Source organism: Nonomuraea sp. NPDC002799 (assembly GCF_053592075.1).
Genome location: NZ_JBSFVA010000015.1, coordinates 35,448 through 48,940 on the forward strand (window position 1 = coordinate 35,448; position 13,493 = coordinate 48,940).

A 13,493-nucleotide genomic window follows, 5' to 3' on the forward strand; every position below is an offset into this window, starting at 1 on the left:
ACGCGGACCACCCGTAGGGTGGGCCGTATGGACCTGCTGGGCGCGCTGGAAACGCTACGCCGGCCGCTGGATCGCGAGTTGTTCCCGCTCGCGATCGGCGCGGCGGCCGACGATCGGCGCGCGTTGCGGGAGCTGACCGGCCAGCTCGACGACTACCTGCTGCCCCGGCTGCGCGCGCTGGACGCGCCGCTGCTCGCCGTCGTCGGCGGCTCCACGGGCGCCGGCAAGTCGACCCTGGTCAACTCCCTGGTCGGCGCCGACGTGGCCGAGCCCGGCGTGTTGCGGCCCACCACGCTGGTGCCGACGCTCGTGGTCAGCCCGGACGACCACGCCTGGTTCCTGGGCCAGAACGTGTTGCCGGGCCTGTCGCGCGCCACCGGCTCCGGCCCTGGAGCGCTGCGCGTGGTGACCTCCGACGCGCTCGGAGCGGGCCTCGCGCTGCTCGACGCGCCCGACATCGACTCGGTGGTCACCGCCAACCGCGAGCTGGCCGCCCAGTTGCTGGCCGCCGCCGACCTGTGGTTGTTCGTCACGACCGCCGCCCGCTACGCCGACGAGGTGCCCTGGAGCTTCCTGCGCTCGGCCCGCGAACGCAGCACCGCCCTGGCCATCGTCCTCGACCGGGTCCCCCCTGACGCCGACGGCCCCGTCTCGCGCGACCTGTCCCGCCTCCTCGTCGAGAACGGCCTGGCCGGCACCCGCCTCTTCACCGTCCCCGAGGCCGCGCTGCCGTCCGAGAAGGCCCGGCTGCCCGCCGAGACGGTGCGGCCCATCTCCTCCTGGCTCACCGGGCTGGCCGCCGACGCCGCGCAACGCTCCCGTGTCGTACGCCAGACGTTGTCCGGCGCGCTCGACAGCCTGGCCACCCGGGTGCCCGCGCTGGCCACGGCCGTCTCCCGCCAGCAGGCGGCCTTCGACGGGCTGCGTTCCATCGTGGCGGGCGCGTACGCGGGCGGTCTGGCCGACTTCGACGAGGGCATGCGCGACGGGTCGTTGTTGCGCGGCGAGGTGCTGGCGCGCTGGCAGGACTTCGTCGGCACCGGCGACCTCATGCGCGGCCTGGAGAGCCGCGTGGGGTGGCTGCGTGACCGGATCGTCGGCTTCTTCACCGGGCGGGTGCCGGAGGTGCGGCTCAGGGACGCCCTGGAGAGCGGGGTGGAGGCGCTGATCAGGGGCGCCGCCGACGGGGCCGCCGAGCGAGCACTCGAAGGCTGGTCCGCCGCGCCCGGCGGGCCCGGCCTCCTCGAACGGCTCGGCGCCGTCCGGTCCGCCCGGCTCGGCCGCGCCTCTCCCGATCTCGGCCGGCGGACCGAGACGGCGGTGCGCGGCTGGCAGGAATACGTGCTTGAGCTGGTTCGCCAGGAAGGGGCCGAGAAGCGGACGACCGCCCGGGTGGCCTCGTTCGGGGTGAACGGGGCCGGACTGCTGGTCATGCTCGCCGTGTTCGCCTCGACCGGCGGGCTGACCGGGCTCGAGGTGGGGATCGCGGGCGGGACCAGCGTGTTGTCGCAGAAGTTGCTGGAGGCGGTGTTCGGCGATCAGGCGGTGCGGTCGCTGACCAGCCGGGCGCGGGAGGACCTGCGGGAGCGGGTGCGGGGGTTGCTGGCGGAGGAGGCGTCCCGGTTCACCGATGAGCTGGCCGTCGTCGAGCCGCCTCGGGGGACGGGGGAGGCGTTGCTGGCCGCCGTCGGCACCGTACGCGACCATCGAGCGGAACTGCCGGCCGCACCGACCGCCGAGCTTCCTCGTCCTGGGCGTGGTGGGAGCGGGGAGGAGGGGTCGTGAAGCTGCTGCGTCGCAAGGAGGGGCCCTCACTCGACACCCGGCTGGCCGCGCTGCTGGAGGCGGCCACGCTGGCCGAGGGGCGGCTGTCCGGGCGGGCCGTGTCCGCCGCGCGGGCGGTGGCGGACCGCGCGGGCGCCCGCCGCCACCTGTCCGTCGACCACACCGTGGCCGCGCTGGCGGGCGCCACCGGCAGTGGCAAGTCGTCGATCTACAACGCGCTGGCCGGTACGGAGCTGGCGACCGTGGGCATCACCAGGCCCACGACCTCGGCCGCTCAGGCGGCGCTCTGGGACGGGGAGGGTTCGGGCCCGCTGCTCGACTGGTTGTCGGTTCCGCAGCGCCATTCCGCCACCCCGAACTCCGACATATCCGGACTCATCCTGCTGGATCTTCCGGACCACGACTCCATCCGGCTCTCCCACCGCCTGGAGGTGGACCGGCTGGTGGAGCTGGTCGATCTGCTGGTGTGGGTGGTGGATCCGCAGAAATACGCCGACGCCGCCCTCCACGACGGCTACCTGCGCCCGCTCGCGGGGCACCGGGACGTGATGGTGATGCTGCTCAACCAGGTGGACCGGCTGCCGCCGGAGACCGTCGAGCGCTGCGTCCGCGACCTGCGCCGGCTCCTTGACGAGGACGGGCTGGCGGGCGTGCCGGTTCTGGCCGTCTCGGCCCGCACCGGCACGGGCCTGGCCGAGCTCCGGTCGCTTCTCGGAGACCGGGTCTCGAAGCGCCGGGCCTGGTCCGACCGGCTGGCCGCCGACATCACCGCCGCCGCCGGCCACCTCGCCACGGCCGGCCCCGCGACCGGCCTTGAAGCATCCGGCGATGGCGCCATCGAGGGTGAACGCGAGGCGATCGTCTCCGGCGACCCCGCCGAAGCACCTCCGGACGGCGCACGAGCCACCGAGACGGGCGATGTGGTTCCGGACGGTCGCCGGGCGGCGGTGCCGGGCGATGTGCCTCCGGACGGTCGCCGGGCGGCGGTGCCGGGTGGTGTGCTGGAGGGGGGACGTGACGCGGCCGGGCGGGACGGTACCCCTGAGGGTGCCGGTGAGCAGGGTGGTGATGGGGCGGGCGGTCCGAAGGATGCCTCGAAGCGGGTGGCGGGGCTCGACAAGGGGCTGACGGCGGCACTGTCCGAGGCGGCGGGGGTGCCGATGGTCGTGGCGGCCGTGGCCAAGGGCCACCGGCATCGGGCCGTCGTCGCGACCGGATGGCCCGTCACCCGGTGGATGCGCAGGTTCAGGCCCGATCCGCTACGCCGGTTGCGGATCGGCGCCATCGCGCCGGCCAGGAAACCGGACAGGGAGATCGTCGGGCGTACCTCCGTGCCGGCGGCGTCGGCCGTACAGCGGGCGCAGGTGGAGACGGCGATCAGGGACGTCGGCGACGCGGCCGTGTCCGGGCTGCCGGCGGCGTGGGCGGCGGCGGTGCGGCAGGCGGCCAGGTCGGGCTCGCAGGACCTGGCCGACGCGGTGGACCGGGCCGTGGCCAAGACGTCCGTCCGCGCCACGCGGCGTCCCAGGTGGTGGCGGGCCGTGAACGTGTTGCAGTGGCTGGTGTTCGCGACCATGGCGGCCGGTGCGCTGTGGCTCGGGGCGCTGTTCGGGATGGACTACCTGCGCCTGCCGCAGCCGCCGCTCCCGACCGTCGGCGCGGTGCCGTGGCCGACCGTGCTGCTCGTGGGCGGCGCGCTCGCGGGGGTGCTGATCGCGTTGTTGTCGCGGCTGGCCGCCTGGGCGGGCGGCAGACGCAGGGCACGACGTACGGCCAAGGCGTTGCGCGCGGCCATCGGCGAGGTCAGCAGGACGCACGTGCTGGACCCCGTACAGGCGGAGCTGGACCGGCACGCCCGCTTCGCCGACGCGCTCGAACTCGCCCGCTCCTGAGCTCACGGCCCGCCCCACGAGCCGCCGTCGCCGATCAGCCCGCCGGAGCCGGCCCCACGATCACTCCGCACCCAGCGAGTGAGCCACCGAACGGAGGGTGGACAGGAGCGGGCGCACGAGAGGGTGGGAGTCGGCGCCCCGGCGTACGGCGGCGAAGACGCGGCGCTCCGGCCCAGGCGTCCGGCGCACCACGACCCCGGCCAGCGCCATGTCCCGCAGCGCCAGGCGTGGCACGAGCGCCACCCCCGCCCCCGCCCCGACCAGGGCGGCCACGGCGCGGAAGTCGTCGGAGCAGTGGGCCAGGTTCGGCGTGAAACCCGCCTGCTGACAGGCGAACGTGATCAGGTCGTGCACCGGGTTGCCCGGATAGGGGCCGATCCAGGTCTCGGTGGCCAGGGACACCAGGGTCGCCGACCGGGCCCCAGGATGATCGCGGGGCAGCACCAGGTCGAACGGCTCGGCGTACAGCGGGGAGCGGGAGATGCGGCGGTCGGCGGCGTCGGGGGCACCCCGGTATTCGACCGCGATGGCCAGGTCGGCCTCGCCGTCCAGCAGCATGGAGAGGCTGTGGTCGCCCTCGGCGTCGAGCACGCGTACCTGCAGGCCGGGGTTGGTGGCGCGCAGGGTGGTGATCGCGGGGGAGAGCACGGCGCTGATCGCGGTGGCGAAGCAGGCCACGGTGACCTCGCCCGCCGAGCCCGTCGTGTACGCGGCCACCTCGGCCTCGGCCCGTTCGAGCTGGGCGAGCACCTCGGTGGCGTGCCCGACCATGATCTTGCCCACGGCGGTCAGGTGCACGCCGCGCCCGTCACGGGTGAACAGGCGATGGCCCACCTCGTGCTCCAGCGCCACGAGTTGCTGGGAGACCGCCGAAGGGGTGAGGTGCAGCGCCGCCGCGGCGGCGGTGACCGTGCCGTGGTCGGCCACCGCGCGCAGCGTGCGCAGCCGCCGCGTGTCTATCACGCTGCGAGGATACTCACCCGGAGCCGGATTGACGCGCTCGCATGCCGGCTGGGCACCGGCGCCCGCTCGGTCAGCCGCGCGCCTCGATGAACGCCTGGACGGCGCGGTCGACGTCGGCCTCCGAGTGGGCGGCCGAGAGCTGGACGCGGATCCTGGCCTGGCCGTGCGGCACCACGGGATAGGAGAAGCCGACCACATAGATGCCCAGGTCCAGCAGGCGATCGGCCATGGCCCCCGCCGCCGCCGCGTCGCCGATCATCACGGGCACGATCGGGTGCTCGCCGGGCAGGATGTCGAACCCCGCCTTGGCCATCTCGCCGCGGAAGCGGGCGGTGTTGGCGTGCAGCCGCTCGCGGGCCTCGTTGGAGGTCTCCAGCAGGTCGAGGATGCGCAGCGAGGCCGCGGCGATGGCGGGGGCGAGCGAGTTGGAGAACAGGTAGGGGCGCGACCGCTGGCGCAGCAGCTCGCAGATCTCCTTGCGGGCCGCGACGTAGCCGCCGCTGGCTCCGCCGAGCGCCTTGCCGAGCGTGCCGGTGATGATGTCGATCCGGTCGGTGACGCCGTGCAGCTCGGGCGTGCCGCGACCGGTCGGGCCGACGAAGCCGACGGCGTGGGAGTCGTCGACCATGACCATGGCGTCGTACTGGTCGGCCAGGTCGCAGATCTCCCGCAGCGGGGCGAGATGGCCGTCCATGGAGAACACGCCGTCGGTCACGATCAGCCGCCGCCGCGCGTCCGACGCCTCCTTCAGCCTGGCCTCCAGCTCGGCCATGTCGCGGTTGGCGTACCGGAAGCGCTGGGCCTTCGACAGCCTGATGCCGTCGATGATGCTGGCGTGGTTGAGCGCGTCGGAGATCACCGCGTCCTGGGCGTCGAGCAGGGTCTCGAACACGCCGCCGTTCGCGTCGAAGCAGGAGCTGTAGAGGACGGTGTCCTCCATGCCGAGAAAGTCGGAAAGCCGGGCTTCGAGCTCCTTGTGCACCTCCTGGGTGCCGCAGATGAACCGCACGGACGCCATGCCGAACCCCCACCGGTCCAGCGCCTCCTTGGCCGCCCGCACCACCTCGGGGTGGTCGGCCAGGCCCAGGTAGTTGTTGGCGCAGAAGTTCAGGACCTCGCGGCCGGCCACGCTGACCCGGGAGCTCTGCGGGGTCGTGATCACGCGCTCCGGCTTGTGCAGCCCGGCCTCGGTGATCTCGTCGAGGGTCGTACGCAACTGCCGGCGCACGTTCGTGAACATCAAGCGCTCCAATCCAGGATGACCTTGCCCGTGCGGCCGCTGGCGGCCGTGTCGAAGGCGGCGTCGAAGTCTAGGTACGAGTAACGGTCGGTGATCACCGGGGCCAGATCGAGGCCCTTCTCCAGCAGGACGGACATGTTGTACCAGGTCTCGAACATCTCGCGCCCGTAGACCCCCTTGATGGTGATCATGGACGTCACCACGGTGGCCCAGTCGATCGCGAACTCCTCGGCCGGCAGACCCAGCATGGCGATCTTGCCGCCGTGGGTCATGTTCGCGATCATGTCGCGCATGGCGCCCGGATTGCCGGACATCTCCAGTCCCACGTCGAAGCCCTCGCGCATGTGGAGCGTGCGCATGCCTTCGGCGATGGAGCCGCGGGAGACGTTCACGGCGAGGGAGACGCCGAGCTTGCCCGCCAGGTCGAGGCGCTCGTCGCTGACGTCGGTGATCATCACGTTGCGCGCGCCGACGTGGGTGGCCACGGCCGCCGCCATCAGGCCGATGGGGCCCGCGCCGGTGATCAGCACGTCCTCGCCGACCAGGGGGAAGGAGAGCGCGGTGTGCACGGCGTTGCCGAACGGATCGAAGATGGCGGCCACGTCGGGGTGGACGGGGACGCGGTGCACCCAGACGTTGGAGGCGGGCAGCGTGACGTACTCGGCGAAGGCGCCGTCCCTGTTGACCCCGAGCCCGACGGTGTTGCGGCACAGGTGCCTGCGGCCCGCCATGCAGTTGCGGCACTTGCCGCAGACCAGGTGGCCCTCGCCGCTGACGAGGTCGCCGACGGAGACGTCCTCGACGCCGGGCGCCACTTCGACCACATGGCCGGAGAACTCATGTCCGATGATGAGCGGAAGCTTGAGAGTCTGCCGCGCCCAGTCATCAAATTTCCGGATATGAAGGTCGGTGCCGCAGATGCCGGTACGCAGCACCCGGATCTTCACCTCGCCGGGCCCCATCTCAGGCTCCGGCACCTCCGCGAGCCTGAGCCCCGGCTCGGCCGTCTCCTTGACCAGCGCTTTCATGGTTCTGTTTCCCCCTAGTCCGAACCTAACGCACTGTGCCCGCTCCGCTCGGAACATGTCCATCGAGGGATTCTTAAGTGCCCCCACAGCTCTGCTTCACGCGGCGCCGCGATCAGGTGCAATAAAGTAACAAAGTTGCTTAAACCGACCGGAGGTCCAGTGAGACAGCAGAGCGGTGACGCCTCCCTTCTGCGCCGGCTCAACTCGGCGGCGATCCTGCGCATCCTGCGCGAGGCCGAGGTCGCGACGCTGTCGGAGCTGGCCAGGGCGGCCCGCGTGTCCAGGCCGACGGCCGAGGTGATCATGGAGGACCTGCTGGCCGAGGGGTGGGCCGAGGACTGCGGCGAGGAGCCGGGCGACCGCCGGCGCGGCCGGCCCGCCAAGAGGTTCGGCTTCCGCGCGTCGGCCGGGCACGTGGCCGGCGTCGGCATCGGCGCGTCCTGGATGCGGGCCATGGTCGCCGACCTCAACGGCACGATCGTGGCCACGCACCGCGTGCCCAACCACCCGTCGTTGTCCGCCGCCGAGCGGCTGGAGGCGATCGTCGCGCTGGTGCGCGCCGTGACCGGCGCGGCGGGGCTGAGCGTGGCGCAGGTGGCCGTCGTCGGCGTCGGCACCACCGGCACGGTCGACGGCGCCGGCCGGGTCGTCAAGAGCGTCGCGCTGGGCGGCTGGACGGGCCTCGACCTGCAGGGCGAGCTGGGCCGCCGGCTGCCGGCGCCGGTGCTGGTGGAGAACGACATGCGGCTGGCCGTGCTGGCCGAGCGCTGGCGCGGCGCCGCGCAGGGGCGCGACGACGTGCTCTACCTCTTCACCGGCAGCAGGCTGGGAGTCGGGCTGCTGATCGGCGGCCGGCCGCACCGGGGCGCGCACGCCGCCTCCGGCGAGCTCGGCCGCCAGACCGGCGACCACTGGCGGGCCTTCAGGCACGTCACCGAGTACGCCGACTCCGTGGAGCCCGGGGAGATGCGCACCCAGCGGGAGGCGGCCGAGTTCGCCATCGAGCGCGCGCGGGCCGGGGACGAGCCGGCCGCCCGCGCCGTCCGCGCCCTCGCCCGCCACCTCGGCGAAGGGCTGGCCACCCTGGTCAATCCCCTGGACCCGGAGATGGTGGTGATCGGCGGCAGCCTGGCCAAGGCCGGCGACCTGCTCGTCGGGCCGATCCAGGAGCATTTCGCGGAGATCTGCCTCTATCCGCCCCTGGTGGTGGCCTCCGGCCTGGGCGGCGAGTGCGTCACGCTGGGCGCGATCAGGTGGGCACTCGACCACGCCGACAGGTTGCTCTTCACGCTGCCGTCCTGAGCAAAAGAACCCGGCGATCGGCCGCGAAGATGTCGCGGTCGGCCGCTGCCGCTGCGCAGATGTGCCATCTTTAAACTAGTTATTTGCATAAATCGGCGCTAGTCTCCCCTGTCACGTGGTTTCTGCTGGACAGGCATCGCCTGCTCGGGCTCGAAAGAGAAAGGACGTCTGTGGAAGACCTGCGTATCGGAGTCATCGGCCTCGGCCTGCGGACGAGCATCGCCCTGGCCGCGCACCGGCCCGGCCGGGGCTCGATCGTCACGGCGCTGTGCGACTCCGACCCGGCGGCGCTCGACAGTCAGGCCGGCCACTTCGACGCGGAGTTCCGCACGCAGGACCACCGGGAGCTGCTCGCCAGGCGCGACCTCGACGCGGTCATCGTCAACACGCCCGACGACACGCACGAGCGCCTGGCCATCGACTGCCTCCAGGCCGGCAAGGCCGTCTACCTGGAGAAGCCGATGGCCATCACGGTGGACGGTTGCGACAGGATCCTGCGCGCCGCCCGCGAGACCGGATCGCGCCTGTACGTCGGCCACAACATGCGTCACATGGGCGTGGTCCGGCTGATGCGCGACATCATCGGCAAGGGCGTCATCGGCGAGCCGAAGACCGTCTGGGTGCGCCACTTCGTCTCCTACGGCGGCGACTACTACTTCAAGGACTGGCACGCCGACCGCGCCCGCACCACCGGCCTGCTGCTGCAGAAGGCGGCGCACGACCTGGACGTGATCCACTGGCTGGCCGGCGGCTACACCACCAGGGTGAACGCCTTCGGCGACCTGATGCTCTACGGCGACCTGCCGCGCCGCCGGCCGGACACGCCGCGCCCGGAGGGCTGGCTCCAGGAGTTCGAGTGGCCGCCGACCGCGCGCGAGAACCTGCACCACGTCATCGACGTGGAGGACGTGTCCGTCATGAACATGCGGCTGGACAACGGCGTCATCGCCGCCTACCAGCAGTGCCACTTCACGCCCGACTACGTGCGCAACTACACGGTCATCGGGACCGAGGGGCGGCTGGAGAACTTCGGCGACGGGCCGGGGGACACGGTCAAGGTGTGGAACACCGGGCCCACGGGTTACCGGGATGACTCCGACATCACGTACAAGGTGCCGGCGGCCGAGGGGACGCACGGGGGCGCGGACGGGCAGATCTTGGCCGAGTTCTGCCGGTTCGTCAGGGACGGCGGGGTCACGGACACCTCTCCTGTGGCGGCGCGGATGAGCGTGGCGGCCGGATACATGGCGACGATGTCGCTGCGGGACAACGGCATGCCGTACGACGTGCCGCCCCTGGACCCGGAGCTGGCCGCGTACTTCGACAACGGCCAGCGCTGACCTCGCTATCGGCCGGAACCGCGGCGGCCGGGCGGCAGGAGATATATGGCGCTGCGCGCCCGCATCGTCGGGGCTGTGACGGGCATCGTCGTGTCCTAGCTGGCGCTCTAGGGCTGGAAAAGCCGTTCTAACTATGCAACACTGTTGCAAGATTAGAACGTGATCAGTCCAGGAAGACATCAGCACAACGAGATCAATGCGACGATCAGAGCGCTTCGCAAGATCAGCGCAACCTTCTCCGTTGCCGAGGATCACAACGGTCACCGGTGGGGGTGGATCACCTGCATCTGCGGCAGAAGCCCATTTTCGATCAACTCCACACCCCGCAACGCCGATGTTCACGCCAAGCAGATTCGCCGATGGGCGGCCACGCACCTCGCGTGTGGCGGCGGCGACAAGGAGGAGACTTCATGACTGTCTGGGATTTCCGGGTCATGCTCAATCGTGAGCCGGACCCTGAGGAGTTCAACCTGTTGTTCGAGGCGGGGATGGACGACTGTGCGCTGGTGGGCGGCTCGCAACCGTACTTCATGTGCGACCGCGAAGCGGAGCGCCTTCTCGACGCGATCGCGGCCGTCCTCACCGAGATCAGGACGGTCGACGGGCTCTGGGCGATCGGCGTCGGGCACAACGACGGGGTGACGCTGGGTGATGCGGCGCGGCGGCATGGGGGTCGTACGCAGGCCAGTCTCCGGCAGCTCGCCAGCGGGCAGCGGGGTCCGGGTGGGTTTCCCGCGCCGGTGATCGAGGCTGACAACATCAGCGTCTATTCCTGGGCCGAGATCTCCGATTGGCTGCGCAGCCGGATGGGGGATGACATCGCGCCCGTGAGCCGTGACATCGCCCTGGCCGACGCCGCCGTCAAGCTCGCCTGCCGGGCCAGGGCCACCCACCAGGAAACCGAGGTGCGCCACCTCCTCGACGTCGCCTCCTAGCCTGGCTCGCGTCCCGCACGCTGATCTCGGCCCTCACCCCTCACTTTGGGCCAGCCTTCAACACTCGCTCTGGTCACCCCTCACTCACTTTGAACTGGCCCTCATCCCTCGCCCTGGGCCAGTCCTCACCCTTCACTCTGGCCCTCGGCCGTCACGCCTGCGGGTCCTTCTCTGCGGGGGCTGATGACCTTGTTCACGCTGTGGACGGCCGTGGTGCGTGGGTCAGTGTTCGGCTTCGTTGGGCTTGCGGTTGAGGTCGGCCAGGGGGTCCGGGTCCTGGGCGGCCTGGGTGAGCTGGCGCGGACCGTTCGGGCTCTCCGCCTCCTGGGCGTCCGCGACCGCCGCGGCCGCAGCCTCCGCCGCCCTGGCGGCCTCCTCCTCGGCGGCCGTGCTCGCGGGCACTTCCTCGCGCGTCGCCGCCGACTTCGGCAGGGCCTCCGTGAAGGCCTTCGAGACCCCCTGCAGCGCCGACGTGACCTCGCTCGGGATCACCCAGAACGTGTTGTTCTCGCCCTGCGCGAGCTGCGGCAGCACCTGGAGGTACTGGTAGGCCAGCAGCTTCGGGTCCGGGTCGTTGCGGTGGACCGCCTGGAAGACCTGGTCGATGGCGCGCGACTGGCCTTCGGCCTCCAGGATGGCGGCCGTGCGCTGGCCCTCCGCGCGCAGGATGCGGCTCTGCTTGTCGCCTTCCGCGGTGAGGATCTGCGACTGCCGCTGCCCTTCGGCGTTGAGGATGGCGGCCCGCTTGTCGCGCTCGGCCCGCATCTGCTTCTCCATCGCGTCCTTGATGGTCTTGGGCGGGTCGATGGCCTTGACCTCGACGCGGTTGACGCGCAGGCCCCACTTGCCGGTGGCCTCGTCGAGCACCCCGCGGAGCTGGCTGTTGACGGTGTCGCGGGAGGTCAGGGTCTTCTCCAGGTCCATGGAGCCGACGACGTTGCGCAGGGTCGTGACGGTGAGCTGCTCGACGCCCTGGATGTAGTTGGCGATCTCGTACGCCGCCGCGCGCGGGTCGGTGACCTGGAAGTAGAGGACCGTGTCGATCTCGACGACCAGGTTGTCCTCGGTGATGACGGGCTGCGGGCGGAAGGAGACGACCTGCTCGCGGAGGTCGATCATGTTGTAGACGCGGTCGATGTAGGGGATGACGAAGTTGAGGCCAGGCTTGAGGGTGCGGTGATATCTGCCGAGCCGTTCGACGTTGCGCGCCCGTGCCTGGGGGACGATCCGGACGGCCTTGAGCACGGTGAACACCGCGAAAAGTATGATGAACAGCCCGACCAGCAGCAGCGGATCCATGACTTACTCCCGGGGATATACGAGGGCTGTGGCGCCCTCGATCTCGATGATGTCTACGGTCGCCCCCGTGGGGATCACCAGGGTCTCGTCGTAGGCACGAGCTGACCACTCTTCGCCGCCGATGCGGACACGGCCGTCGCGGCCCGTGACCTCGGCGACGACGTAGGCGGGCTTGCCCACGAGCGCTTCCACGCCGAACCGCTGCAGTGGTGGCTGTCTGATGTGGCGCATCGCGATCGGCCTGAGCACCAGCAGGCCGGCCGCGGAGGAGGCGGCGAAGAAGAGTAACTGCAGGGGAACGGGCAATCCGATGGCGGCCGTGGCGGCGGTGAGGAGCGCGGCCACCCCGAGGAGCCCGAGCGAGGCAGTGAGCGTGAAGATCTCGGCCACGCCGAGGACTACTGCGAGGATTATCCAGACGATCCATTCATCCATGCCGGCCCTCCTGATGAGACAACGGGCCTGAGTAAGCGAGTGGTTCCCCTTCTTCTACCGTAATCCGGGAATCACCGCTGCGGCACCCGTCCGGCCCCTGTCCCGTCGTCGCGCAGCGCACTTCCTTGTTGCCATTTCTCCCACGACAGTTGCCAGAAACCCCATCCGTTGTCCCATTCGAGGGCGCGGCTGGTGCCCGTGATGGTGACGGGGTCACCGCGCAGGGAGCTGTCGTAGAACCAGGCCGCCTGGTCAGGGCGGGAATTGATGCATCCGTGGCTGACGTTTGCCCGGCCCTGGGCCCAGACGTTGTCCCTGGCGTGTACATATTCGCCGCTGTTGGAGATGCGCACGGCGTGGTCGATCAGCAGGTCGTAATATCCGGGATCGCCTTCGTCGCGGCCGGGGGAGACCATCCGGACCGGATTGCCCTTGTCCATGGTCAGGTGGACGCCGCTGGTCGTGGTGTATTCGAGCGTCGTGGCGTTGCCCGCGCTGATGGCCATCCGCTGGACGATCTCGCCGTCGCGCTGGACGACCATCTGGTGGGTCGTGGTGTCGATGGAGCTGCTCTGCCTGCGGCCGACGGTGAAGGCGAAGGTGGTGTCGGTGGCGCCGTAGAGGCCGGGGCCCGCGCGGACGCCGGCCAGGTGGGCGGTGACCGTGACCTTCTGCCGGGGATTCCAGAACCTGCGGGTGCGGTAGATCACCTGGGTGTCGCCGGTCCACCGCCAGGCGCCCTCGACCGGGCCGTCCGAGGTGACCTCCAGCGCCCGCTCGACGGCCGTCCGGTCGGCCACCGGGGTGTCGAAGTCGAGGATGATCGGCATGCCGGTGCCGACCGTCTCGCCGGGCAGCGGGGCGGTGGAGACCACCTGGACCGTGTGCTCCGCCGTACGGGTGCGCAGGCGCCCGATCGCCACCGTGGCCGGCCCGTCGTCGCCCGAGGCCGTGGCGGTCACCGTGTATTCGGTCCCCGGTTTGAGCGTCCAGTCGGTGCGCCAGGCGGTGCGGGTGCCGTTGAGCGTGCCGGGCACGGGCTCGCCGCCCTCGTAGACCAGGACCTGGCTGAGCGTGCCGCCGCGCACCGTGACGACCAGGCCGTGGTCGGTCCTGGCGCGCTTGCTGTCGAAGCTCGGTGAGACCTGCACGACGGGAGGAGCGGAAGGGGGCTCGGTCGCCTCGGAGTCGCAGCCGCAGGTCAGGCAGACCAGAAGGAAGACGACACACATCATCACGGCACGCCGCATGTCAGTCCTGCTTTCCGAGGGAAG

At 71.1% G+C, this 13,493-nt stretch carries 12 protein-coding genes; 6 read left to right on the forward strand and 6 right to left on the reverse strand.

Translation table 11 applies throughout. The annotated features are described in order from the left end of the window. Positions 1-27: 27 nt before the first annotated feature. A complete protein-coding gene (locus ACWD0F_RS26045) occupies positions 28-1,785 on the forward strand; it encodes an ABC transporter (protein WP_449879660.1) in 1,758 nt (585 codons plus the stop codon). Next, positions 1,782-3,677 carry a YfjP family GTPase gene (locus tag ACWD0F_RS26050; RefSeq protein WP_449879662.1) on the forward strand — a complete coding sequence of 632 codons (1,896 nt, stop codon included), beginning with the start codon at positions 1,782-1,784 and terminating at the stop codon, positions 3,675-3,677. The genes ACWD0F_RS26045 and ACWD0F_RS26050 overlap by 4 nt, the downstream gene beginning before the upstream one ends. Before the next feature lie 60 nt (positions 3,678-3,737). Here ACWD0F_RS26050 and ACWD0F_RS26055 read toward each other — a convergent pair whose 3' ends face one another. From ACWD0F_RS26055 to tdh, 3 genes are all read right to left on the reverse strand, one after another. Further along, positions 3,738-4,640 carry a LysR family transcriptional regulator gene (locus ACWD0F_RS26055; RefSeq protein ID WP_449879663.1) on the reverse strand — a complete coding sequence of 301 codons (903 nt, stop codon included), beginning with the start codon at positions 4,638-4,640 and terminating at the stop codon, positions 3,738-3,740. A gap of 70 nt (positions 4,641-4,710) precedes the next feature. Further along, positions 4,711-5,880, reverse strand: coding sequence for a glycine C-acetyltransferase (locus ACWD0F_RS26060; RefSeq protein ID WP_449879665.1), 1,170 nt, complete (start codon positions 5,878-5,880; stop codon positions 4,711-4,713). Beyond that, positions 5,880-6,908, reverse strand: coding sequence for an L-threonine 3-dehydrogenase (gene tdh / locus ACWD0F_RS26065; RefSeq protein WP_449879667.1), 1,029 nt, complete (start codon positions 6,906-6,908; stop codon positions 5,880-5,882). Before tdh ends, ACWD0F_RS26060 begins: the two co-directional genes overlap by 1 nt. A gap of 159 nt (positions 6,909-7,067) precedes the next feature. On the opposite strand from tdh, the gene ACWD0F_RS26070 reads away from it, so the two are divergent. From ACWD0F_RS26070 to ACWD0F_RS26085, 4 genes are all read left to right on the forward strand, one after another. Continuing rightward, positions 7,068-8,210, forward strand: a complete 1,143-nt coding sequence (locus ACWD0F_RS26070) for an ROK family protein (RefSeq protein ID WP_449879669.1) — start codon at positions 7,068-7,070, stop codon at positions 8,208-8,210. A gap of 170 nt (positions 8,211-8,380) precedes the next feature. Next, entirely contained in the window at positions 8,381-9,550 is a 1,170-nt protein-coding gene (locus tag ACWD0F_RS26075; RefSeq protein WP_449879671.1) for a Gfo/Idh/MocA family protein, read from the forward strand. Positions 9,551-9,709: 159 nt separating this feature from the next. Then, a complete protein-coding gene (locus tag ACWD0F_RS26080; protein ID WP_449879673.1) occupies positions 9,710-9,964 on the forward strand; it encodes a hypothetical protein in 255 nt (84 codons plus the stop codon). Beyond that, on the forward strand, positions 9,961-10,485 hold the full coding sequence (locus ACWD0F_RS26085) for a hypothetical protein (RefSeq protein WP_449879675.1): 525 nt from the start codon (positions 9,961-9,963) through the stop codon (positions 10,483-10,485). Before ACWD0F_RS26080 ends, ACWD0F_RS26085 begins: the two co-directional genes overlap by 4 nt. Positions 10,486-10,707: 222 nt before the next feature. On the opposite strand, the gene ACWD0F_RS26090 is transcribed toward ACWD0F_RS26085, so the two are convergent. From ACWD0F_RS26090 to ACWD0F_RS26100, 3 genes are all read right to left on the reverse strand, one after another. Then, positions 10,708-11,784, reverse strand: a complete 1,077-nt coding sequence (locus tag ACWD0F_RS26090) for an SPFH domain-containing protein (RefSeq protein WP_449879677.1) — start codon at positions 11,782-11,784, stop codon at positions 10,708-10,710. Positions 11,785-11,787: 3 nt separating this feature from the next. Then, positions 11,788-12,219 carry an NfeD family protein gene (locus ACWD0F_RS26095; RefSeq protein WP_449879679.1) on the reverse strand — a complete coding sequence of 144 codons (432 nt, stop codon included), beginning with the start codon at positions 12,217-12,219 and terminating at the stop codon, positions 11,788-11,790. A 71-nt stretch (positions 12,220-12,290) separates the two neighbouring features. After that, complete coding sequence (locus ACWD0F_RS26100; RefSeq protein WP_449879682.1) at positions 12,291-13,469, reverse strand: Ig-like domain-containing protein; 1,179 nt, start codon at positions 13,467-13,469, stop codon at positions 12,291-12,293. Positions 13,470-13,493 lie beyond the last annotated feature (24 nt).